General features: G+C 48.2%; 13 protein-coding genes. 3 read left to right on the top strand and 10 right to left on the bottom strand.

The features are described 5' to 3' along the window. Positions 1-10: 10 nt before the first annotated feature. The 10 genes from tssC (WG89_RS03320) to tagH form a co-directional block, all read right to left on the bottom strand. Positions 11-1528 carry a type VI secretion system contractile sheath large subunit gene (gene tssC, locus WG89_RS03320; RefSeq protein ID WP_216638428.1) on the bottom strand — a complete coding sequence of 506 codons (1518 nt, stop codon included), beginning with the start codon at positions 1526-1528 and terminating at the stop codon, positions 11-13. Between the two features lie 119 nt (positions 1529-1647). Further along, positions 1648-3141, bottom strand: coding sequence for a type VI secretion system contractile sheath large subunit (gene tssC, locus WG89_RS03315; RefSeq protein WP_062261227.1), 1494 nt, complete (start codon positions 3139-3141; stop codon positions 1648-1650). Then, complete coding sequence (gene tssB, locus WG89_RS03310; protein ID WP_062261224.1) at positions 3141-3659, bottom strand: type VI secretion system contractile sheath small subunit; 519 nt, start codon at positions 3657-3659, stop codon at positions 3141-3143. The genes tssC (WG89_RS03315) and tssB overlap by 1 nt, the downstream gene beginning before the upstream one ends. 222 nt (positions 3660-3881) lie before the next feature. Further along, complete coding sequence (tssA, locus tag WG89_RS03305) at positions 3882-5186, bottom strand: type VI secretion system protein TssA (RefSeq protein ID WP_062261222.1); 1305 nt, start codon at positions 5184-5186, stop codon at positions 3882-3884. Positions 5187-5278: 92 nt separating this feature from the next. Continuing rightward, positions 5279-5995, bottom strand: a complete 717-nt coding sequence (tagF, locus tag WG89_RS03300; RefSeq protein ID WP_062261217.1) for a type VI secretion system-associated protein TagF — start codon at positions 5993-5995, stop codon at positions 5279-5281. Further along, complete coding sequence (gene tssM, locus WG89_RS03295; protein WP_062261215.1) at positions 5995-9519, bottom strand: type VI secretion system membrane subunit TssM; 3525 nt, start codon at positions 9517-9519, stop codon at positions 5995-5997. Before tssM ends, tagF begins: the two co-directional genes overlap by 1 nt. A gap of 85 nt (positions 9520-9604) precedes the next feature. After that, positions 9605-10459, bottom strand: coding sequence for a type IVB secretion system protein IcmH/DotU (gene icmH / locus WG89_RS03290; RefSeq protein ID WP_062261212.1), 855 nt, complete (start codon positions 10457-10459; stop codon positions 9605-9607). A 54-nt stretch (positions 10460-10513) separates the two neighbouring features. Next, a complete protein-coding gene (gene tssK, locus WG89_RS03285) occupies positions 10514-11848 on the bottom strand; it encodes a type VI secretion system baseplate subunit TssK (protein WP_062261209.1) in 1335 nt (444 codons plus the stop codon). 53 nt (positions 11849-11901) lie between these two features. Beyond that, positions 11902-12378, bottom strand: a complete 477-nt coding sequence (gene tssJ / locus WG89_RS03280; RefSeq protein ID WP_062261207.1) for a type VI secretion system lipoprotein TssJ — start codon at positions 12376-12378, stop codon at positions 11902-11904. A gap of 115 nt (positions 12379-12493) precedes the next feature. After that, positions 12494-14224, bottom strand: coding sequence for a type VI secretion system-associated FHA domain protein TagH (tagH, locus tag WG89_RS03275; RefSeq protein WP_062261203.1), 1731 nt, complete (start codon positions 14222-14224; stop codon positions 12494-12496). Between the two features lie 700 nt (positions 14225-14924). On the opposite strand from tagH, the gene WG89_RS03270 reads away from it, so the two are divergent. The 3 genes from WG89_RS03270 to WG89_RS03260 form a co-directional block, all read left to right on the top strand. After that, positions 14925-17468 (top strand): protein kinase domain-containing protein, encoded by a 2544-nt coding sequence (locus tag WG89_RS03270; RefSeq protein ID WP_062261200.1) that lies wholly within the window; start codon positions 14925-14927, stop codon positions 17466-17468. Positions 17469-17661: 193 nt separating this feature from the next. Further along, positions 17662-19650, top strand: a complete 1989-nt coding sequence (locus tag WG89_RS03265; protein WP_062261197.1) for a ShlB/FhaC/HecB family hemolysin secretion/activation protein — start codon at positions 17662-17664, stop codon at positions 19648-19650. A 65-nt stretch (positions 19651-19715) separates the two neighbouring features. After that, on the top strand, positions 19716-25358 hold a 5643-nt coding region (locus tag WG89_RS03260), incomplete at its 3' end, for a two-partner secretion domain-containing protein (protein WP_062261195.1).

Raw genomic sequence — 25358 nt, 5'->3', positions numbered from 1 at the left:
AATATCCGTTTTAACTGTGACCACTGCTGAGCTCGGTGGTCAGTCGCAATTCTGAAACCAGATGATCTGCACTGTAATGCGGGCGAAGATAAATCGTACTGTGATAAGCACCGGCACTTCCCGGTTGCTCCCTGACTTCTACTCTGGCTTCACGCAAAGGGTATCGAGCCAGCATTTCCCATTTAAGATCTTCCCGACCGGTGCAGTATTTATTCAGCCATTCCTGAAGGTATCGTTCACACTCCTTGGCGGTAATGAATTGTCCAACCTTCTCACGAATCATGATCTTGATATAGTGGGCAAAGCGTGAGGCGGATAAAACCTGCTGTAACATGCCACTGATACGGTCGTTGGCGGTGGCCGATTTGCTCTTGTATTTTTTCGACAAGTGCAGCGAAGGGCAACTATGGAAAGCCGCGTAGGGCGTATCATGACAATGACTGAGGGCAATCAGACCCAGATCCGATAATTCTCTTTCAACGGTATCGGTGATCAGTACCGGAGTCAGAATTTTATGAACGGTACCCGGGCTGTCCGTTTGATAATCCTGAGATTGATAGCTTGTGACCAGCCCTCCACCCAGATAGTCTCTTGGGACCCCTTTAATATGGGCAAACCAGCCAACATCGCCGAACTCTCGCAGCAGGTTGCAACCAAAGGCGTAACAGGCATTGGCCCATAGATAGCCGGATAAGCCTTCCTCCCGGGAATTTTCGGTGAAATTAATGGCATCCGAAAGGGTCTTGTCCCAGGGCTCACGACAGAGCACTTCAGGTAATGTAATGGCAAGAAATCGGCTGTCTTCACTCTGTCTCAGGGATTGCCAGCGAATGTATTCCTGCTGCTGAAAAAGATTCGCGATGTTAAGAGGCAGGCCTAATTCATCAAAGCTATCAAGGCCAAAAAGTTGAGGTGCAGCTCCACAGACAAAGGGTGCAAAGGCCGCCGCTGCTATTTGTGAAAGCCCCTGAAGTGTTGTTATATCGTCGTGTGGGTGGCCCGGGTAAGCTCTGTGGGCTACCTGGTAGTCACCCAACAGAACGCCATAGGGCTCACCGCCGGCCATACCAAATTCTTCGTTATAAATCAGCCGGAAAAGACTGGTCTGGGTGATATCCGGAGCTCTTTCAATATCCTTGCTGACTTCGCGCCAGCTGATATCGAGCAGTCGGACACGGGTCATGCGAGCCTGACCAGATTGATCGACCAGCGTCCATAAACCTCGCCAGCTGCTCTCAAGCTGCTGAAACCTGGGGTGATGAAGAACAGAATTCAGCAGGGCGTTGATTTTTTCATCGATGGCTGCAATCTGGCTGCTGATAAAATCCTGTAGCTGATCGTATTGGCGTTGATTCGAGGTTGGGCTGAGTTCGGTCAGCCAGATAAAAAGGGCCCGATGTTCATCCGGCTCTTGCAGAAATCGTTTCAGTGAGTCCGTTCTCGTCTGTCTGGCTTGAATACGCTCTGATACTGACGGCGGCTCAGTCTGCTGTTGTTTTTTTTCCAGAGTAGCCAGATCTTCAGACACAATTGCTTCCTGATTAAAACGTCGGAAATTAGATGCTTGTTATACGTTGTGCTTGAAAGTGAAAGCCATTCCCGCAGGACGGGAATGGCAGAGTTGATGACCTGTCTGTTAACAGAGTCTTAGCCAGCAGAAGGAATGTTGGCTACCATCCGCAAGGAGGTGGTCAGTTCTTCCATTTGCAGCCATGGACGCAGATAGGCGACAGCACTGTATGAACCCGGGGCACCAGGGTTCTCTTTAACTTCCACACGGGCTTCGGCCAGTGGGTAGCGGGCTTTCATTTCTGCAGAAGCATCAGGGTTGCCGTTGGTGTACTGGGCAATCCACTGGTTCAGCCAGCGCTCAACATCTTTGGCTTCCATGAAGGAACCAATCTTGTCACGACCCATTACTTTCAGGTAATGAGCGATACGACCGGTGGCCATGATGTAAGGCAGACGTGCGGAGATGGAAGCATTCGCTGTGGCATCAGGGTTATCATAAACCTTGGGCTTCTGGGTGGTCTGGGCACCAAAGAATACGGAGTAATCGGTATTCTTGTAGTGACACAGAGGCAGGAAGCCCTGGCCGCTGAGTTCTGCTTCACGGCGGTCAGTAATGCCGATTTCGGTTGGGCATTTCTGGTCGGTGTCGCCATCGTCACTCTTGAATACGTGGCTGGGCAGACCTTCAACTTTACCACCGCCTTCAGCACCACGAATGGCTGTACACCAGCCATTCTCTGCGAATGACTGGGTCAGGGTTGTTCCCATCACATAGGCAGCATTCATCCAGGTGTACTGATCGTGTTCAACATCCTTGGCCATGCCGCTTTCATCCAGCGGGAACTCTTCATAGTTGAAGGCTTCAACGGTTTTGGAGTTGGCACCGTAGGGCAGACGGGACAGAACCCTTGGCATTACCAGGTTTACGAAGCGGGAATCCGCGCTGTCGCGGAAGCTGCGCCACTTGATGTATTCCTGGGATTCAAAGATCTTGGCCAGATCCCTGGGCTTGGACAGTTCGGTGTAGTCATCAAAGCCGAACATTTCCGAGCCAGCGGCAGAAACGAAGGGACAGAAACCGGCTGCTGCCACGTTAGACATATTACTTAACAGGTCAATGTCTTCCGGGTGGCTGGTGAACTCATAGTCACCAATGATGCAGGCATAGGGTTCACCACCGGCAATACCAAATTCTTCTTCGTAGATTTTCTTGAAGGTCTGGCTCTGGTCAAATTCAACGGCCTTGTCCAGGTCCTTGAACAGCTCACGCTTGCTGACATTCAGCATACGCAGCTTCAGGTTGGCACTGGTTTCACTGTTCATGACCAGGTGATTAAGACCGCGCCAGGAGCCTTCCAGCTTCTGGAATTTCTCATTATGCATGATGGCAGACAGCTGCTTGGAGATGGCCGCATCAATAGCATCAACTGCAGAGTTGATGGTTTTGGTCAGGTTGCGATCCCAGCTGACGGTTCCGTCCAGAACCTGTTTGGTAAGGTTCTCAAGAAGGTCTTTGGCATCATCGCGCTCAGTCTGCTTGGTAGCACCAATGGCCTGTTCCAGCAGACTAAGGGAATCTTCCTGGGCTTCTGCTGCTTCTAATACCGCTTCATCAGTTTCTGTGCTCATCAGGCATCTCCCTCGTCCTTGCCACCAATTCCCAGTTCCTCTGAGATCTTGGTAATTTCATCAGTGTTCTTGAGAATACTTTCCAGAATTTCTTCCAGGTCTTCAGAGCGATCTGCTTTACTCATCAGATCCCTGAGCTTGCTGCGTGCAGCCATCAGCTCTTTGAGGGGCTCAATCTGCTGAACCAGTTTTTCAGGATCAAAGTCATCCATGGAGTTGAAATCCAGATCAACCGCCATTTCACTGTTGTCATCTGCCAGTGTATTGGGGACTTTGAGATTAAGCTTGGGGTTTACTTTCCCCATGACCTGATTGAAGTTGTCACGATCGATCTGGACAAACTTCCGCTCTTTCATAGCCTTCTTGCCTTCGGTGTTATCGCCGGAGTAATCCCCCATAACACCGGCCACAAAAGGCAGTTCCTTCACTACTTCTGCGCCGTTTGTTTCAACGTCATAAGTAATGTGGACGCGGGGTTTACGAACCCGCTTGAGTTTGTCGTGGATACTGTCAGACATGATCATCTCCCTTTTTTATAATGAAATTTTTTCTCATCTTCTTTTTCATATTCAATGAGGATGAAAAAACCTTCCTTTACTCACGCTGTTTTTGTTGTTGAGTGTTTCAGCAGTAGTGATGAAACACGATTTCTCTAATGGACAATGGTCTTTTTATGATTATTACTTTCTTTTCAGGTACCGGATTGAAAAGAAAATGATTACGACCTGACGGTGATGGCCTTACCAGCCAACATCATTGCTTTGAGTTTCGTTTGACCCTCCCCAACCTTCATCGTTTTGAACCGATTCGTCAACTGTTTCCTGAGACGCCGTATTATCAGCAGCAGGTGCTGCTGGTGTTGCAGGAGCAGGAGGTGCCACATAAGTGTTAGTTGAAGAACCATCCATTGCGACACCGGTCAGTTGACTGAATATGCCTCTGGAATTTTCCTCAGGCATCAACTCCATCATCAACTCTGCTACCGTCATGCGCCCCCAGCGCACCAAACGGTCAATGCCATCAGGTAAGGGTGACTGAGGTTCATAGAGACGGAAATAGTCGGCGATCTTTTTGAGTTGATCCAGCGCCTGTTCACGGTTAGTAATTTCGCCACCGGCAACAAATGCATGTTGTACTGTGACGGAATGACCTGATACCTGCTCGACTGAAACATTACCGTCGGATTCTGCTGTCACTTCATCAGTAGCTTGTTCTGACTCTGCCTGAGCTTGAGCTCGAGCAAGAATTTCCTGACAGAGGAAACGAACTGTTCTGAGTACTTCATCCAACAGGCTGGAAATCTGGCTGCTGGGTGGCGCATCGTAGCCACAGAGCTCGCTCAGTTTTTCAGTAAGCAGTTTGAATTCTTCATTACAGGTTTCAAGATCGTCCACCAGATCAAGATAAAACTGGTCAGCGGTGGTAGAAACGGTTCTTTCCACCTCTTCCAGGGTCAGTCCAATTTCTTCGTAACGTTCTGCTTTTTTATCATCTTCCGCAATTTTGCTGGCGTCATAGACCTGCTGATATTTGAAGAAACTGAACGCATCAATTGTGCTGTCTTCACTGATGGCACAGTTACGAATGGGAGTCAGCAGGGTTCCTTCATTACCGTCACCATTAAGACCGGTAATGGCAGCCACTTTGGTTTCCATTCCGTCCTCGTCGGGCTCCGGATAGAGTCCATCCCAGTATTCATCAATCAGTCTTCTGAGTACGGTAAGGCTATCTCTTAAACCGGTGAATCCATGAAGTCTGACGGCGGCCTCAATCATCCAGCAGGCCACTTCAATGTCTTTACTCTTCTGGCTTAGTATCTCCTTGCCCTTGTCGAGTACCGGATGCCACTCAGCAAGAGCCTCTGCACGGGCATCAGCATCAAAAAGTCCACCGCGTTCCGTAGCCCGGGCTGAATTGCGGGCATCTTTTATGGTGTAGTAATCCGAAGTAGGAGAGCGATCCTCACGAATGTCTTCTCCCTGAGGCTGGTCATCCGAAATCGGTTCCAGCAGGCTGTCAATATCTATGATGTGTGGAGATGCCATTTCAATTCAATCCCTTGCGTCTTGATCAGCGATTTTAGGGTTATTCAGTAATGTATTCTTCTTAATACCAAGGCAGAGCGGAGCTTGTTTATTCATACTGAAGCGCTCCACCCCAGAGTCTGCCACTGGCCATTGAGCATGGCCGTATATTTTCTGGGATCAGGCAGTCCTTTAGTCTGTAGCAACATGGGGGGCATGCAGCTCGAACCTGTACAGGACCAGAGTGTATAGCTGTCATCCTGCTGGCTCATCTGGGCATCCAGTAATTTTGCCCAGGGGGAAGAACTGTTCATGGATATTGCCTGTCCCTGAACCAGTGTGTGTCTGCCTGCAGGTTCTACAGCCTGATGTAGTGCTGAGGCAGAGTCGTTTAATTGTTCTGACAGTGCATCAGCATTCAGACCTTCCTGTAAAGCCTGCACGGCAGCGGATTCCCAGAATGTGAACAGGTCGGTATTTTCAGCCAGAAAGCTTGCAGGTCGTTCATTCGACAACAAAGGCATGGCTATGGTCAAAGGAAAGTACCGGCCCACTGAATCAACGCTTGGCACCAGAATACCAGCCCACCCACGGCCATCAATCACCCCTTCGGACTGTACAAATCGCCAGATAGGGCTGGTAAGATAGGTCGTTAACCAGTCTTCTCCCAGCACTTCCCGGCTACCTGCAAAAGCCTGTTGCAGCCACTGATCCCAAAGTTTGATAAAAGTCACAGACAGCCCACGGTCGACAAAATCTCCGTGAGCGGGCAGTTTGCCATAAATGCCAGGCAATCTGAGTTTGGTTTCAGTAGCGTCCAGAATGTCCATCAGAGACTACCCTTCAGCTGGTAACTGCGCAGCAGTTTTGGATTGAAAGGGTTGGAGCTGCTGTCAGCAATCAGTTTAAAGCTGGCTTTACGGCCCTGCTCATTAAATGTCACGTTAAACTCACGGGGATCAGCGGTACCGCTCAGCTCAGACTTATCGAGAAGTTTGAACAGGGCCCAGTCACCTTCGTACTGTTTACGATTAACTGTCTCATTGAGATCTTCAAAGACGATACGGGCCCGGCTGCTTTCACTGGAATCCCAGGTGAATTTCTTGACGATTCTGGGGCCATGAGAATAACGAATACGCTGTTCACCCAGTTCCATGGAAAAGATCCTGACGTCGGAATCCATCTTGGTAGGCTGAAGACGGAAGTTAACCGCTGGCTCACCACTGGCGTGATAGAAAGAACGCCTGATCTTGCTGGCGGTAATAAACTGTCTCAAAGACTGACTGGAAATGGCCAGGCCTTTGCCGTCTAGCTTACGGGTTTTCCAGGTTCGGGTATTCACAAATGGCTTCAGGTATTCATTGAAGAACTGTTGCTCAATCCCGTTGGGTTTAAAGAAGCGATTAAAGTCCTGCATGGGTGCTTCACGATCGTTATTGGTTGTCATCGGATAGCGGTCATACAGGCTCTTGCGATAAGGGTTGAAGACCTGTTCTTTCCAGACCTTGTTCAGATAACGACGACTGTCGCTCAGGAGTAATGACCAGCTGGAGTCAGCCATCTCATTCAACCAGCTCTTCACGGGTTGGGGGGATTGAGAAGCTTTTATACGCACCCGTTTGATTACATCATTGCCAGAGCTGGCAAATCGAGCACGGGTGATTTTAAAGGCTTTTTCTTCAGGGTCAGGTGAGAGGTTGATTTCGTTAAGATAATCATGCAGCTCACGTACCAGAGACAGGGTGTCCTGCAAGGCAGGGGATTGCACGTTTTGAGTTTTAACCAGCCCCTGGATATCCCTGAATTGTAAATCAACAACTGTAGGTTTCTGCTTTCTGGCCAGCAACTCCTGAGCCTGGTTTGCACCTGGAACCACATTGGCTGCAGCAGAAGGCAGGGCAACCGGGCGTGTCAACTCAGTATTGTCTGCAAGGACTTCAAGAACATTTTGCAGGGGTGAATACACTGGGTCAGAGAGTACTTTCAGCGTACTGGTGGCGTCAGAAATATTCTTGAACGGAGCAATATGGAATTGGCTGACAAAGGTCTGCCAGTTCTGACTGTATTCAGTCAGATAAAGCTGTTGAATCTGTTCTGAAATCTTTTCCTTGTCTGCTTTACTGAAGTCATCGCCTTCGGTTTGACCATAGAGCCAACGGTTCTGGTCGAGATCGGAAAGGAGCTTTGACTCGGCATTGTATTCAGCATTCTCGTAAGCATTGCGAGTAAAGATCGCAGGCATGGCAAACGCCTTGCTATCAGAGTTCAGTCCAAAGATTTTCTTGGTGTCTCCGCCAATCACGCTGTATAGATCAACCTGACCTTTGAGGGTGTCGGTATCTTTCAACTGGCCGTAAAGACGCTGAGCAATTGGGATGCTCTTGATTTGCTGGCGAGCCTGGGCAATGACTCTGGCATTTCCTTCCGAAGCAGGGATATCCAGTGTCAATAAGCGATCAAGGTGATCTTTTAGGTGGGTTTGTTTACTGGCTTCGCCCGGTAAGGTTTCTTCCCAATGTGTGGTGGCCCATTGAGTTATCTGTTCAGGGTCACGCTTCTCGGGAGTCAGCAGCATCAGATAAATACGAAGCAGCTCAAGGACTTTGGTATTGTCAAAGCCACCGTAGCGAAGCTGGCTTTCCATGTCCTGAAGCAGGGCAGGGTAGTAGACACTGAGCAGTTTTTCGTCGTACAGATTATTAGCCGTGGTATCGACTTTACTATCATACAGACCCAGGCTGTTTAACCAGGGATGTTCTTCCTGATCGTAGACTTTACTGGCATTGAGCAGTGCATCCATAGCCGGGAGACTGTCAACTGGATCTTTAAAGACTGTTTTATCGTTATAGGCCTCTGTATCAGCTACCGACTTTTCAAAAGCCAGAACATTCTCAGAAACATCACCAATCAGTTGTTTGTTCTTGGTTACACTGCCTGTCCAGACAATACCGGCTCCAGCCAATACTGCAGCCATGCTGGCTATGGAGGCTCTTCGCATCCAGCGAAGCGAAGTTTCAAACTGTCGGTTGACGCCTACCAGTTCAGACTCAGGGAAAATAATGTCATTGAGCAACCGGCTGATAAAGAAGCTCTTACCGGTATTCATCTGTTGGCGGCCAACAGAGCGGGGCAGGTCGAAGCTGGCACTGATGGATGCCATCATACGATCAATAGGTGTACCTTCCTGGGTGCCACTGGTGAAGTAGAATCCTCTCAGCAATGGTGATGTGCTGAAGTTATTGGAATTAAAGGTCTGTTGCAGAAAGTCTCTGATATTGTTCTGAAGGCTCGCCATTCTGGATGGGAAGCCCTGCAGTAAAGAGCGACGCTCAAGATCGCGCTCCTGATGAACCAGTCTAAGAACACGCTCGTTAAGACGATTGAGAAGGGCCTGAAATTCGTTATCAAAATTGGCCAGTGCGGTGGCACTGTCTTTGCCATTACCAAACTCAAAAGTGGTTCCCCAAACCTGTTCACGCTCATTGGCTGTAAGGTTGGCAAAGAACTCACTGAATCCCGCAATCAGGTCAGCTTTGGTGAAGGTCAGATAAACAGGGAATTGAACACCAAACTTCTCATGAAGCTCGTCCAGTCGGGCTCTTATGACTTTGGCGTGTTGATTACGTTGTTCTTCTGTCTGAACCATCAGATCCTGAAGGCTGATAGCAATCATTACGCCATTGATTGGACGACGACGGCGATACTTTTTCAGCAGGTCAAGAAAACCGGTCCAGGCCGCATTGTCTATAACCCTATGACTGTCTTGAGTGGTATAACGTCCTGAGGTGTCAATCAAAACAGCATTGTTGGTGAACCACCAGTCACAGTGGCGGGTACCACCAACGCCGCCCAGGGCTCCCTTGCCATGACTGTCTGCCAGTGGGAACTGTAATCCTGAGTTAACCAGTGCCGTGGTTTTACCTGAACCTGGAGGTCCAATAATGATGTACCAGGGCAGTTGATACAGAGACTTGCCCCGGCCGCCGACTTTAAAATTGGACTTTTTTAGAACAGTGATGGCATCACGAAAGCGTGAGTTCAGAACATCGAGCTCTTCACGAGTTCGGGTGTCTTCATTCAGCTTCTGGCTTTCTTCTTCGGCCTGAGCTTGCTGAATACCGTCCAGTAATTGATTATTCTGGCTGCGCTCTTTAAGTAGCACAAACATCCGCCAGATAACCCAGATAAAAACAGCGCTCAGAATAATGATCAGGCGGGCGCTATAGCTTATCGCTGTGTTGTCCGCACCAAATTTGACATAGTCAGCACCAAACCAGATGGTGAGTGCAAAAGCACATAGCCCGATTATGCCAATAACCCAGGGATTGCCAAGAAACGTTAATACCCGCCTCATCTTGTACCTCGATTCCTTTCTGTGAAAGGCTGCTGGGCAGCTTTTCTGCTAAAACTGAAAAATACGATAATGATCAACTAATTAACTAAGGCTGTGTACCTGTGGAATCAGTTATCTCTGTTGTCTCTACGGTCATTAGCTGGTGCATCATATCAACAGCAGGTTCGTTGCCCTGAAACAGCCAGACTGAAAATCCGGCGTAGGCCATGACCAGCAGAGCCATGGTGCAGGCGGCAAAAACCCAGAGTGGGATATAGTGCATCAGACCATTGGCTTTACGGCCTTTACCTTCCCAGCGAGGTGAGAGGTCGTTTTCTACATAACCCCGATGACTCTGGATGGTGTTGTATAAATTGTCTCTAATGGTTTCCAGTTGGGCGTGTCCGTTAGGTGCGAGACGAAATTTACCCTCAAAGCCCAGGCTTAGACAGAGATAGAAGAGTTCCAGAACATCCAGATTCTGATTGGCGGTTTCCTGCAAACGTTGAAGAATCAGAAAGCATTTCTCTCCACCAAAGGTTTCTTTATGGAAAATACTCAGCAGAGATCGCTGGCTCCATCCTGACTGTGTTCCCCAGGGGGTATTCATAACGGTTTCGTCTAGGACGGTGCAGAGAAGGTAGCGGGCTGCAAGCACTGTTTCCTGAGAAACCCCCTGTGCCCTGATCTCCTGATCAAACTTTTGCAGCTCCCGCGTGATTCGCTGATGAAGTTGTGGAGCGTTACTAAATTCTGTCGTAGTACGCAGTTTGATAATCAGTGTCAGTAATGTTGAAGCTGCACGTACCAGGGGGTTAAGCCCTGACTGCAGAGAAATGGCTTCCTGAACCATTCCCAGATCCGGTGCCGGTGAGGATGGAGCGGATTGAGCAGCAGCGGGAGCCTGAGCTGGCTGTTGCATACTGCCCGGTGTGGGAATGATTACTGTACGGTCTGTCATGATTCAGTCATCCATAATTCTGGCTCAAGGCTGTTGATAAGCTCATGGCTGCTTTCAATCCCTGACGGCCCATAGTTCGAGTTCCAGTTGCGGAAATTCGGCTCCCAGGTGTACTGCAAATCCGCCAGAGTTTTGCATGGCATTCCAGGCTTTACCTGAGCGTTCCAATTCAAAATAAGCAAAGCCCGCGTGATAGGGGATTTGTCTCGGTGCTACCGGAAGGGGTCTCACCATAATGCCAGGCATGGAAGCACTGATGAGTTCCCGAATGACTTCAACCGGTGCCACTTTGGCCTGAGCCGGAAAGTTGTTTCGTAACTGTTCTCCAGGCATGTCGGCTTTAACCGCAAGATAAAAGCTGGCACTGGAAATCAGACTGCGATCTTTGATCGGAGACACAAAAATACCAAACTTGTGCTTGGTCAGTTCCATGGCAATGGCGGTTTGTTCCAGAACCTGGCTCAGAGATTGTCTCAGACTTGAGAACAGTGCTGCGAACAGATCCCCCAGGGATTCCTGAGAGTAGTTTGGAAAAAGGTCTGCGCGTTTGGCTGAGTGAGTAAACGTAGCCAGTTCACCCGCCAGCTGAAGTAATTCTTTGTAAAACTCAAAAGGGTGGAGTTGTTCTTGCTTAGAAAGCTGGATAATCAATGGCTCATAGCGATTGATCACCTGGAGCAATAAATAATCAGCAATTTCAGCTGAACCAGAACGGCCGCTGTCATTTAAACGATGTCCTAGGGCATCGCCTCGTTGTTTTAGAAGGCCGAGCAACTCTTCAAAATAGCCGGATGTAACAGGGGATAGCTGGCAATCCAGCAGGGGAGGAACATAACTGTTGTCCAGTTTTACAGGTTGATCCGGTTGCCTCTCCAGAATACGGGTGATACCAATGCAGGCAAAACCATTTCGATCTTCTGACTCCAGCTTTAAGTGAAGAGTCATATGACCCTGCTCAACAGCAGCTTGCTCGGCAGATTCTGAGGCATTGTCACGAACCTCAGAACTTTCACTGAAAAAGCGTATTTGTGAAGAGTCGTCTGTTTGGCGAGTGCTTTGTCGGCCACCGGGGCTTCTTAACGGCAGGCAGAGGTAAACGACTTCGTTACGGGTATTGACTGGCACATCCAGAATAGCCGGCGGTCGCTCGGTCGTGGGGAGTGAAAACGGTGTACCGTCACTGAATACACCTTGAGCTTCAATGATGGATATCTTACCCAGTTTCAGCAGCTCGATATCAATTCTGAGTTTGTTCAACCCCCAGAAATAAGCACCACAGGCTCGGGTACGATGCTCAATGTATTGTTCAAAGTACCTTTCCTGTTGCTGGAAATGCTGCGGCCGAAGAAACATGCCTTCAGACCAGATGACCTTATTGTTATTGGACATTGATCAGGAATCCTTGCTCTGGAGTACAACGCTGTTATGGGCCATTCTTTCTCTCATGGTTGTTCAGAGAGCCCTTTCTCACTGGCAATCAGAGAGAAGTCATTGCTGTAATGGGCACTGACAGGCAGGACCAGCATGGTCGTCGTTTCATCGTATCGGGAATATTCAGCCAGTATGCCCAGGTAGCGAATATCCGGAGTCAGTTCAAATGTTTCAAGGCGGGTTTCGCCCGGGGCCAGTTCCTTTAACTGAACTGTACCCAGCAGATCTTTACCCAGACGGTCTTCTGGCTGCTCATAAAGCGTCAAAAAATCTTCCCTTTCAAACTGACGGGCATCAGCCAGTTTAAAAATTCGAATCACCAGTGGAGAAGGGCGTCCGTCTGCATCCAGGTTGACATCACTCGCTGCCTGCAGGTTCAGCTCTGCGCTGGTATCAAAGTTCAATACTTCGCGACTGGTACTGCAACCCGTGATAACAAACAGGAATAGCAGTGTACTCAATAGTTTTACTGGCTTGGTTAAGATCATCTCAAACTCCATTTCTCAAACGATTCAATCCGGCAATGGTTTAAGGCTTTGCCGGTGCAAACTGTATGCATAGGATTGATACAAGATGGTCGTATCGCTCCGGATTATTGTTATCTCAAGGCTGCATGCTTCGCACTGACTTCAACTCAGCCAGCTTCTTTTCGTAAGCTTCAGCAAAGACTTCTCCAAACAGCCTGTTATAGGTGGCTTCGGGATCAGACTGAAGGTCTGCAAACCACTTTTGGAAAGTCTCCCAATTCCTGGCTTTGCGATTCATGGACAGACCTTTGCCGTTCATACGTTCAAACAGGGATGATAACTTGTCCGGAGCAAATTGGGTCAACATGGCGTCATAGGCTGTGCGCATACCCACCAGTACGGCAATCTGATGATCAGAAATATTGTCGAAACTGTCTTTAATGGCAGCGGAGGGAGACATAAACGCGTTGCTGTTCCGTCCAAACATCATGTTCAGGGCATCTTCCACTGTGGCTGAAAATTTCAGTGGATTGTTGTCCTGGCTCTCGATCATGGTGCGCTCGACCCGAAGTTCGTTCTTTACGGTACTTCTGGCTCTCAGCAGATCCATTAAGCGACTGGAGGTTTCCTTGATCAACAGAGCGGCTTCCTGATCGATTCGATCCAGTTCACTCTGAGTCTTTACCTCTATCCCTAGCTGGTTTGCAAGATGATGGCTGCTTCCACCGGTGCCTGGTTGTTGTGCAGTAGGGGCGACAACTTGCTGTACGGGTGGAGGTGAAACTGACTGTACCGGCTGGGGTATTGGTGCCGTTGGTGAAGTTTCAGAAACAGGGGGAAGTGATACAGCTTCAGGCTGAATCTGAGGTTGAGCGGGTTCTGCCTGAAGCTGGGCCTGAGCAGGTTCAGCCAAAAACGAGTCAAAAATTGCATCGTCTTGAGCAGCTGGGATCTGTGGGGTAGCTGCAGGCGCTATTGGTTGCTGTACAGGTTGCTGAATCGAAGGCTCAGGTTCAGAGAGTAGCTGGTCAAGGCTCATGTCGTTCATTGTGACGGGTTGAGCTTGAACAGAAGGTGTCGGATCCGCTATTGCCGCAGCAGGTCTGGGTGTTTGTATAGACTGTTGAATGGCCGGAGCGTGATCTGCCTGGGAGGATTCTTGCCACCAGTCATTGCTTTGGCCCGAATCAGCAGTAGCCCATGGATCTGTGTTGGATGAACTGCCTCCTGACATCGCAGCTAATGGATCTGTAGTACCTTCAGAACTTGAAATACCAAAAAAATCATCGGCAGCCGGTGTGCTGGATGCCAATGGATCCAATGACTGAGACTGTACTTCGCTGCTACCCATTGAAGGGTCTATTGCTCCCCAAACGTTGTGTTGAGTTTCACTGCTTTTAGGCGTGTCGAGCCATTCATCAAAGGCTGGTGATTCCTGGGCTGGTGTTGCAGGAATATCGGCCATAGAGCCAATGGTGGTTTTGTCGGAAGTGTCCAGGAAGTCAACACTGTCGAGCCCTTCAGGCAAGTCTTTGCGCTTGACCTTTAGTACGGCCTTCAGTTGATAGTGACCCATGCTGATCACATCGCCATCATTCAGCTGGATTTGTTGACCTTTGCCAATGGCTTTCTCTGAACCATTCAGGAATGTGCCATTTGTGCTCTGGTCAAGAAGAAAATAGTTACTTTCCTGAAAAACGATCTGGGCGTGCATCGAAGAAACTATGCGCTCAATATCGGGAAGGACCCAGTTGTTGGAATCTGAGCGACCAATGCTACCCCCTGCCATTGAGAAGGTTTTGGTATGGCCCGTCATGTTGGTTTCCGCCGGGCTGTCAATCACCTTGAATACAAGATTTTCTGCCATACTTGGCCCACTCTTCTTATTCTTTCTATGAAAGAAGCTTTCTGACACTGTTCTAGAAAGCTTGTTCCTCCAGCTCATACATTCTGCTGTTTGTTATCTGAACCTTCTTGCAAGAGAAGCGATTATTTGCATAACTCCTGGTTGATTCAGATGAGTGCAGTTGTACTTGGCCTTGTTTATTTGTTGGTGGTCAATGACTTATGCCTTGAGCACCTTGTTATGGCCTTGTTTATTTTGGCTATTTCCTGGTTAACAAGGAAACCAGAGTGTTGATTTCTTAATGGCTATTGGTAGCCACTGAATTCAGTAAAAACTTGCCATAAAGAATGCAGTGAAAGCATGCCAGTCGATATTAGCCCACACAAGACCGGCTTGGCTAGGGTCTTGTTGTGAGATATTTCTGCAATTCTTTGATCCGATTGAAAAAAATGATTCAGTAGTGAAGAATGTTGTGGTCACTGTTTTGGTGCATCTAATTCAAAAAGACTAGATGGATTGTTATTTTAAAATGGTTTCATTAAAACTTAAGAAAAAATACCTATCGGTGCTTGTTTGATCAGGCAATAAAAATTAGTATCAGTTCACAGGTTTTCAGCTACATGGATCAAACTTGTTCAAGATTCTAAGAAATTAATAAAGATCTGACCTGAGTGTTCCATTTGCATAGAAGCAATAAAACAGCAGAAGTACAGGGAATGAAATGAGTGCTGATGATAAGACAAGAATTGTCACTGAGAATCAAAGCCATACGTCCACTCCAACTCCGAATGATGATGCGACAGTTCTGACGAATCAGTCTGTACAGTCAGCAGCTCCTGGTCATCAGGATGAAACGGTTATAACCGGCCAGTCACCGATCACTGCATCGCAGGGTGATGTACCACAACAGCCTGCTCCTCAAAAGAAAACCCTGATAAAGAATCGCTTTGAGCTTAAGAAGATGCTCGGTGCAGGAGGAATGGGGGCTGTTTATCAGGCAGTCGATCTCAGAAAAGTAGAGGCAAAAGATCGTAACCCTTATGTCGCGGTCAAGCTGTTGAATGATGACTTTAAACGGCATCCGGATGCTTTTATTTCATTACAGCGTGAATCCAGAAAGTCTCAGAACCTGGCGCATCCTAATATTGTAACGGTCTACGATTTTGACCGGGACAGTGACATGGTATTCATGACCATGGAATTTATGGAAGGTGCCCCGCTGGATGAAATTATTCGTCAGTGTGCAGGTGTCGGTCTGGATCAGGAAGAAGCTTACAGTGTATTTAAAGATGTTTCAGAAGCACTGGCTTATGCGCACTCGCAGGGTATTATTCACTCCGATTTTAAACCGGGTAATATTTTCTTTACCAAGAATAAAACAGCGAAAGTTTTCGATTTTGGTATCGCACGTGCGGTGTCTTCGACAGGTATAAGTAGTGGCTCAACGGATGATAAAACAGTATTTGATGCTGGCAGCCTCAGTGCTTTAACGCCGACTTACGCAAGCTATGAAATGCTTAAAGGTGAAGAGCCATCACCCAGTGATGATGTTTATGCTCTGGCTTGCGTGACATACGAGTTATTTGCTGGGAAGCACCCCTACGACAAAACACCTGCAGATCAGGCCTTTGATAAAAAACTGAAGCCGGAACGAATCAAGCGACTCTCCAAACGGCAATGGAAAGCTTTGGCGAAAGCTTTGCAATTAAAAGGGGATCAGCGTACTCAGACGGTTGATGCTTTCAAGGCTGCATTTTTCAGTAAATCAAAGTTACCTTATTACATTGGCGGTGGAACTATAGCGGCATCTGTTATTGCCGGGTTGGTTTATCAGCAAACACACCTGGTTGATGAAACCCAACTTCGTGAATCATTGCAGGATGAAATTCAGGAAGAGTTGCAAGTCAATATTCGTGCAAACGTTGAGTTGGAAATGAATCAGCGCTTGTCTCTCGAACGTCTGAATGAAGCCATCAGTGAGCCATTGAGTGAAACCTGGAGTGAGAAAGTTAATACACTCATTGGTGAGTACATGGCTTTGGCACCCGGTGATACTGACAGTATTGTTGGAGCTCGACAAAAAGCGATGTCTGTTTTTCTTGATGCGGCTTCTCAGGCCAGATCTGATGGCAAACTGTCAGAAGCTAAGCGTCTACTTGATGAAGCTGGTCTTTGGCAAAATGAATCTGACCTGTTGGAGCAGGAGGCTTCCTTACTGGCAAACGCCGAAGAAGCATTACTGAAAAGACAGGAAGAACAACGCCTCGCCGCACAGGCTGAAGCTGAAAGACTGGCTGAGGCCAGAAAGCAGGAGCAGTTAAGGCTGGAAAAAGAGCGTAAGGCCAGAGAACAGCGTCTTGCCAGAGAAGCGCAACAACGAAAAATAAACGCCGCTGTTGCTGCTGTTAAAGATTCACTCTCCTGCAATGCTCGTATTGATATCAAGGGTGATTTGACATCTAAAGTCAATCAGTTGCAGAAAGTCAGTAAAGCTCGTTATAACAAAGAACAGGCAGGTTTTGTAAACAGTCTGGGTAGTTGTATTAAAACAGTTGCGCGACACAGTCCGGCTTCTGCTCGCCGTATAAAAGCAGATTCTCTTGCTTTGTTTCCAAAGTCTGCATCTTTGTCTGCTATCTCAATTGATATGTGCGCCCACCTTCGTCCTGGATCAGGCAGTAAAGGCAGACGTTATTTTTGTCAGGATTACCTGAGCGATGGCGGAAAGAGTCCTGTTCTGATCGTTGCCAAAGGGGGCAGTAAAAAGCTAGCCGTCAGTCGTTATGAGATTACTGTGGGAGACTTTAACAACTACTGCAAAAAAACCGGGCAATGTTCACCACTCTCCGGAGATACAGGTATGCCTGCCAGTAATATCAGCATTGCTCAGGCCAAGGCCTACACACAGTGGCTGAGTCAGCAGTCCGGATATAGCTACAGAATCCCCACCAAGAATGAGTGGATGAGTGTTTCCAACGCTGAGCGTAATGGAGCTGATCCAGACCGAAATTGTTATATCAAATTTGGCTCTTTGCAAAAAGGTAAGTCATTGGTCAAGGCCACGACGGGTAAGCCTAATGATAATGGCCTGATTAATTACGTAGGTAATGTTCAAGAATGGGCTTTTGATGGCAATGGTCAGTTATTGGCTATGGGGGGGAGTCGAAAAGATCCGCTGAAACGCTGTCTGGTTACCAGTAAAGTCAATCATTCGGGTCAGCCGGATGATGTTACTGGTTTTCGTGTAGTCAGAAGTTTGAACTAGATCACCTAAGTGGGGTATGTATAGTTTCCGCTATTGGGTTAAAAAATAGTCATATGTAGAAAGGTCATGATCCATCTTTAAATATTTAATTCGATCATGGCTGTAAATAAAAAGAAAAAGATGATCTTGTAACAGGAATTTTGGCTATCCGGCACCAGGGTGGCAGTAAAGAACAAGAAAAAGGATTGAAGCAGTGAACGGAAACTTCAGGCAGTACCGTAATGGAGATAATAAAAGAGGCCGTATATTACGGCCTTTCGTGCTCGCCCCTCTGTTTGCCCATATGCTGGCGGTCAGTGCCCATGTACATGCAGTAGATGTACCTGCGACACCTAGCCTGATCCCAGAAGCGCCGGATATTAATCCAAGAGATATCGAGAAAGAGTTTGAAGAACGCAAGAGCGACCTTCCCGATGATTCAGAAGGTGCTTTTGCAGAAGAAGATGAGTTCGGTAACGAACCTCATATTACTGTTAATGGCTTTGCTTTTAGAAATCTTCCTGAGTATCCGGAAGCAGGTATCACTCGTCAAGCCATTGAAAAGCTGGCTGAGGATCTGCGTCAGGATTTTATGAGAGTAGAAGACACCCTTGATAGTGGTTTTCTTCAGCAGGACCTTGAACAGCTGGGTCAGTTTTTAAAGCAGAAACTTGAGCAGGGTTCTGATGACCTTACGCTTGATGATCTGAATGAACTCAATGCGCTTCTGCGTAAACAGCGTTCTCAAAGAGGTCTTACTTACTCAGATATTATTGCCATCACAGAAGAAATTACCCGTTTCTATAGAGAGCGGGGGTTATTTCTGGCCAAAGTGTTCGTTCCCCCGCAAGATGTACAGCAAGGTGTCGTTCAACTGGATATTGTTGCTGGTACGTTAGGTAAAGTCGTTGTCGAAGGTAATAAAAAGTACGACAGCGAACAATTGGTAAAACCCTTTGAAGAACAAGTGGGTGATCTGGTTAATAACCAGAAAGTAGAAGAAAGTATTTATCTTCTGAATGATTTACCGGGTTTGAATGTTTATGGCTTCTTTGAAAAAGGCGACAATCTGGGTGAGTCCAATCTGAATCTGCAAGTTCGTGATGAGAAAGAGTGGCAGTTAACCGTCCGTGCTGATAACCATGGACCAGAATTTACCGGTGAGCACAGACTCTTTGTTCAGGGTGACTGGATGAATCCGACAGGGATAGGTGATCAACTGTCACTGGGCGCTCTTAAATCATTCAATCCTGATAATGCTGATCTATACCAGCTTCGTTATAGCTTGCCAGTGTATGACTCAAGGACACGTCTAGAGTTCTTCACGGAGAAGAATGATTATGCAGTTACCTCTGATAGTGAAGAAACAGTAAATAGGTTTGGAATTACAGGCACAAATACAACCTATACTCTTACGCTGATGCATCAATTGAAAAGATCCAGAGCCGAAAATTTTGCTTTAGGTTTAAGGTTAAGTGATAAGAATTCTGATAGGGATTCTGCGTTACCCGTTGCGGTTGGTCTGAACGAGGGTGACAAGGCAAAAGCTGTTGAGTTTATTTTTGAAGGCGATCATCTTAGCACTCGATTCAAAACTCTGAATATGGGACGGCTGGGTCTCCAGTATGGTCGCTTTAAGAATGAAGTGGACAATGCTCGTGGAGATGATTATTACAAAGTAGCTCTGGACAGTAATTCACTGTTCTTTATTCCTTTACCCATGACCGATAGTGAGTCTCGTTTAATTCTTAAAACGAAGCTCCGCTATGGTAATACTGGATTACCTGCATTCGAGCAATTCTCGCTGGGTGGTTCCAGTGGGGTTCGAGCCTACTCCCCCAGTGAGTTTTCTGCTGATACCGGTGCTTATATAGGTGCTGAGATGTATTTTGATGTGCCTGAGCGTTTTGATTTTGATGTTTATGGTGGTCATCGTCTGAGCGATGTTCTTCAGTACGCCATTATTGCGGAGGCTGCATACGGGATCGAAAACGCTTATAAATCTAATGAGGTGGATGAGAAGCCAGTTGATCCCTGGGCTCATCTTGCAGGTATCGGCTTATTAATGAGACTCAACTGGATGGATCAGTTTGCCTCTACTTTAACCTTCTCAAAACCGGTTTCTGATAAATCAAGCACTGGTACAGTCGGCAACGATGCGGACTGGCAACTGTTAGCTGATTTTACTTATTACCTGAACTGAACATTGATTTCCGTGGCTGTAGCGACACTTCCTGACAGCCCCACAGGATACGCAAGGAAAGCAATATGACCAAGACAATAACTGGACAGAAAGATCTCGGAATAAAGAAGTCATTCGAACTGAATCCACTTTCTTATTCTTTTGCCATTCACCGTAGAGCCTTGGCTGGAAGTGCACTGGCACTTTCATTTCTGGGTTCAGAAGCCGTGTTTGCGGCACCACAAGGTGGCGTAGTCGTAGGCGGTGATGGCTCGATCAGCGTGGATGGCAAAATTACCAATGTCGATCAGGCAACGGACTTGCTGGCTATCGATTGGGATTCATTCAACGTCAGTGAAGATGAAATTGTTCGTTTTATTCAGTCATCGTCTTCCGATATGGTGTTAAACCGTATCCTGGATGAAAACCCCAGTGAGATCTTCGGAACCATTGATGCCAAAGGTCATGTTCTTCTTGTAAACCCCAGGGGACTGCTGTTTACCGAAACTTCGCAGATCAATGTAAACAGTTTTGTAGCTTCAGGGTTGGATATCAACACTGAGGACTTCATGAATGGTAACTACATTTTTGAAGGTAAGGACGGAGAAACGGGATACGTCATTAACAAGGGCAGTATTTCAGCTGTCAGTGGCGCTATTTTACAAGGTAAAAGTGTTCAGAATACCGGTTTAATTTCAGGCGGTTTAGTAGCCCTGGCAGCCGGTGATGAAGCGGTAGTGACTTTCGATGCAGATCAACTGATCGGGGTTAAAGTCACCAAGGAAGTTCTTGAAAACAAACTGGGCTTAAAAGACGCTGTATTGAATGAAGGCACACTCAAAGGCAGTGAAGTTCTCTTAACTGCGGATGTTGCAAAAGGCCTCTTTGATAACGCAGTCAATAACACCGGCTTAATTGAAGCTAAAGGTATTTCCACAGAAGGTGGCGTTGTTCGCCTGGGTGGCTTTGGCGCGCAAGTGGCTCATTCCGGAAAAATTGATGTATCGGGTGAAGGAACTGGAAGTAAAGGCGGAAAAGTTCAGATTGAAGGCGACACAATCAGCCTGACTGGAGACGCCAGCATCATTGCCACCGGTGAGAATGGTGGGGGTACTGTTCTTGTGGGTGGAGATTATCAGGGTAAGAATGCTGACGTTTATAACGCTACCCATGTAACCGTAGAAGAAAATGTCACCATCGATGCCAGTGCCACTGAAAATGGTGATGGCGGCAAGGTAATAGTCTGGTCCGATGACACCGCTGAGTTCCATGGTGAGATTAAAGCCCGTGGTGGTAAAGACGGTGGCGATGGTGGTTTTGTTGAGACTTCTGGTAAGAGGCAGCTTTTTGTTACGGGGACGGTAAATGCTGGGGCAGATCAAGGTGAAAATGGCAGTTGGTTGCTTGATCCAGAAGTAGCAGTTGTTGTTGATCAAGATACTTACGATGCACTGGTTGATCATAATGATGATATCAGTATTTCAGATCCTGCAGACAATATCAGTTACGTTACTACCAACGCACTTGAAGACTCTTTGCTTAGTGGCGCTAATATCACCATTCAGGCCAGTTCTGCTGACCCAGAAAAGGGAAGCATCACTGTAGCCAGCGATATCATATACAAGCACAGTCAAAAATGGTCAAAGTCAAACGATCCAACATTGTCCTTACAAGCAGATAATAATGTATTTATTAATGCACATATTAAATCTCAGAAATGGGATAACTCTGAGTCAATGTATGTTGATAATGGATCTAGATTCAACGTTGATATTGATGCTGGAAATACTGTACACATCAATGAAGGTATTTTAGTTGATACACAGGGTGGTACTTTTACTTCTGTAAGTCAAAATTTTATTAATGATGGCGCAGTAAAACTCGTTGGGGATGGGGCTTTAGAATCTGAAGCTGCTCTAACAATAACCGTGGGAAGAAATACTGATTCAGAAAGTAAGAATAAGCTGGGTGCAATATCAGGTTTTTCTTCTTCCCCTACAGTCAATGCCAACTCTACAAATGACATTTTTATTCAAGATGGCGGAAGCATTACTCTTTCGAGTGCAGATGATCCTGGCAACGCTGTAAAACTGAATGATATTGAACTGACAAATGTAGAAACAGTCATTTCAGGAACAGCGTCTGTTTCAACCGACGGCACAGTAACAGAAACTGTTTCAACATCATCAGGAACACTTACGGGTACTTCGAAAGTAGATAGTTTCACTGTTAATTCAGACGGAAGCATTACCAGTAACACAATCACCTTTAAGGGAATAGGGGTCATTGATGGTAAAGAAGAGGCTGATACTGTTGATGACCTTGTACTAGATAGTAACTGGAAAGTCACTCAGTCTGGCGCATCAAAGGCTGATGATTCGTTACAGGTTGTTAATGTTGAGACGGTTAGTACAGAAGGGGCTGTAGAAAGTGAGGTCGCTAACCAGGATGTCGAAATAAAGCAGGACATCCTTGGGTTCACTGTGGCCAATATTCACTTTGATGCCAGTACCGTATACATCGGCTCGGGCACTGACCGACTGGTTGACAGCACCACGGTGGCAGACACCGATGAAATGAATCTGGCTGCGGCGGGGCAGATCCTTTATAAGAACTATGACTTCAGCCAGATCAGTCAGGTGGAAAGTACCGCGAAGATCAAAGACAGTATCGCAGTCTCCGCAGATAATGTCTGGAACTGGACGGTGGCTGGCACCAACAAAGCCATAGGTGGCTCGATCACTTTTGAGGGTGTCAGTCAGGTCGAAACGACTCGGGGCGTGAGCAATGGTTTGGCCGTGGGTCAGACAGTCGACCTGAATAAGAATATCAGTGACGTCTTGACCATCACGGTCGCCGACATGACCTTCACTGGCAGTGAAAGTTATACCGGCAGCAGTACCAATCCGAACGATTCTGAGGATATCGTCACCGATAGCACGGGCGGCGCCTGGACGGTGACCGGTACCCAGACACTGGAAAGTGGCAGCCGGTCACTGATAGGTGTGGACCGGGTCAAGACCATCGGGGATATCACTGACAACAGTGCGACCGACTGGTCCGTGGACGGTTTGAACCTCATCTCGTCCATCGGTCGGGATCTGACCATTGAGAAGACGACCAAACTGACCACCCAGGGCAATGTTACCGACGCCACCAATAAAGGCTGGGCGGTACGGGGCGATAATCTGGCCTTCTCCACGGACAATGCCCTGACCGTTGCAGGCACCGACCGGATCACCACCACCGGTGCGATCACCAATGAGATGAGTTCGGGTCAGGAAGTCCAGCTGAATGCCACTGACATCACGGTGGGCGGCATTGCCTTTGCGGGCAGTAAGGCTTACACCGGCCGGGCTGAAAATGATGACACTGTCGTAGACAACAATAAAAACAACTGGACGTTAACCGGCGCGAACGAAGCCAACGATAACAACTACTATCTGTCCCGGATCGGTGGCTTGAGCAGCGAAGGTGGCATAGTGACCAGCTCGATGGCGAGCCAGGACGTGGCAGTGAACAGCGATACCGACGGTGAGTTTTTGCAGGCCGGGGGGATCAAGTTCCGCAACGTCGATGAGTACGTTGGAGCCAGTGCCTACGACACCCTGACGGATAACCGGGCCAACAGCACCTGGTTCATCCGGGCCAGCCGGACCGTCAATAACGGCAGTTTCACCTTCAGTAATATTGATGAGGTGACCACAAGCGGCTCCGTCACGAATCAGTTTGCTGGCCAGGATGTAGACATCGAAGAAGGCGTGTCCGGCTATAAGGTGGCCAACATTCACTTTGATGCCAGTACGGTGTACATCGGCTCGGGCACTGATCGACTGGTTGACAGCACCACGGTGGCAGACAGCGATGAAATGAATCTGGCTGCGGCGGGGCAGATCCTTTATAAGAACTACGACTTCAGCCAGATCAACCGGGTCTCCAGTACCGCCAAGGTGGACGATAACGCCAACAGCGGTAACTGGACAGTAGAAGGCAATACCATTGCCAAAGGAGGCTCGATTACCTTCACTGGCGTCAGTCAGATCAAGACCACCCAGGGCATCGCTAATGGCCTGACAGTGGGTCAGACGGTGACTCTGGACGATGATAACGGCACGTCGACCATCAACGTGGCAAGCATGACCTTTACCGGCAGTGAGAGCTATACCGGCTCCCAGACGGATGATGCCACGGATATCGTCACTGATAATACGGGCGGAGCCTGGACGGTGACCGGTACCCAGACGCTGGAGAGTGGCAGCCGATCACTGAGTGGCGTGGACCGGGTCAATACGTCCGGAAACATTACCGACAACAGCACCACCGACTGGTCCGTGGACGGTGCCAACCTTATCTCGTCCAGCGGTCGGGGCCTGACCATTGGCAGTACCACCCAACTGACCACCCAGGGCAATGTTACCGACGCCACCAATAAAGGCTGGGCGGTACGGGGCGATAATCTGGCCTTCTCCACGGACAATGCCCTGACCGTTGCAGGCACCGACCGGATCACCACCACCGGTGCGATCACCAATGAGATGAGTTCGGGTCAGGAAGTCCAGCTGAATGCCACTGACATCACGGTGGGCGGCATTGCCTTTGCGGGCAGTAAGGCTTACACCGGCCGGGCTGAAAATGATGACACTGTCGTAGACAACAATAAAAACAACTGGACGTTAACCGGCGCGAACGAAGCCAATGATAACAACTACTATCTGTCCCGGATCGGTGGCCTGAGCAGCGAAGGCAGTACGGTGACCAGCTCGATGGCGAGCCAGGACGTGGTGGTGAACAGCGATACCGACGGTGAGTTTTTGCAGGCCGGGGGGATCAAGTTCCGCAAGGTCGATGAATACATCGGTACCGGTGTCTATGACACCCTGACCGATGACCGGGCCAACAGCACCTGGTTCATCCAGGCCAGCCGGACCGTCAATAACGGCAGTTTCACTTTCAGTAATATTGATGAGGTGACCACAAGCGGTTCCGTCACGAATCAGTTTGCTGGCCAGAATGTGGGTATCGAAGAAGGTGTGTCGGGCTATAAGGTGGCCAACATTCACTTTGATGCCAGTACGGTGTACATCGGCTCGGGCACTGACCGACTGGTTGACAGCACCACGGTGGCAGACACCGATGAAATGAATCTGGCTGCGGCGGGGCAGATCATTTATAAGAACTATGACTTCAGCCAGATCAGTCAGGTGAAAAGTACCGCGAAGATCAAAGACAGTATCGCAGTCTCCGCAGATAATGTCTGGAACTGGACGGTGGCTGGCACCAACAAAGCCATAGGTGGCTCGATCACTTTTGAGGGTGTCAGTCAGGTTGAAACGACTCGGGGCGTGAGCAATGGTTTGGCCGTGGGTCAGACAGTCGACCTGAATAAGAATATCAGTGACGTCTCGACCATCACGGTCGCCGACATGACCTTCACTGGCAGTGAAAGTTATACCGGCAGCAGTACCAATCCGAACGATTCTGAGGATATCGTCACTGATAATACGGGCGGAGCCTGGACGGTGACCGGTACCCAGACGCTGGAGAGTGGCAGCCGATCACTGAGTGGCGTGGACCGGGTCAATACGTCCGGAAACATTACCGACAACAGCACCACCGACTGGTCCGTGGACGGTGCCAACCTTATCTCGTCCAGCGGTCGGGGCCTGACCATTGGCAGTACCACCCAACTGACCACCCAGGGCAATGTTACCGACGCCACCAATAAAGGC

This window comes from Endozoicomonas arenosclerae, from assembly GCF_001562015.1.
Classification (GTDB): Bacteria; Pseudomonadota; Gammaproteobacteria; order Pseudomonadales; family Endozoicomonadaceae; genus Endozoicomonas_A; species Endozoicomonas_A arenosclerae.
This window is presented reverse-complemented; position numbering and strand designations above follow the sequence as displayed.